The following is a 559-nucleotide window of genomic DNA, read 5'->3' on the forward strand; positions in this document are numbered from 1 at the left end:
TACGCCAATCTCAACTTTTAATTAAGTTTTCCAACTGTAAAGGAGGATTACCTAATTGAGAATTTAAAACGACTGAAATTGTATGTGAAAGAATTTTTCGAGTGATACGATGAGATAAATGCCATAGATCTCTAGCCCTGACTTTTTGTATATTAAACTGCGCTGTTAGTTGTCCTATGACTGTTTCAATTTTCCTTCGGGCATTCATCAGTATTCTCATAGCTTCTTTCGGTCGATGGTCAACCATATTTTTTCTAAATGGTGTTTGTAAATCAACAGACTGTAAATCATAATATTTTTTTAGTTCAGGTCTTAAATACCCTTTATCAGCACCAAGCAGACCATGAATATTCTGTGTAATTTCAGGTGCAACATCTCGTTCATCGCAGTTTGCTGGAGCAAAAGTATAATCTGTAATCATTCCTGAGAAATTAATCACAATATGTCCTTTAAAACCATAATATTTTTCTTGTTTAGCTGCACAATAACTGAAGCCAGCATCGGTTTTAAAATTTCTATGTTTTTTTGCTCGAGCATAGCGACAAACAGGAATAGGAAA

1 protein-coding gene is annotated in these 559 nt (G+C 34.0%); it reads right to left on the minus strand.

Annotated elements, in window-relative coordinates:
• Window positions 1-10 precede the first annotated feature (10 nt).
• Window positions 11-559: IS982 family transposase (locus NI468_RS16115; protein ID WP_253102635.1), on the minus strand; the 549-nt coding region annotated here is incomplete at its 5' end.

This window comes from Acinetobacter lwoffii, from assembly GCF_024129355.1.
Classification (GTDB): Bacteria; Pseudomonadota; Gammaproteobacteria; order Pseudomonadales; family Moraxellaceae; genus Acinetobacter; species Acinetobacter lwoffii_I.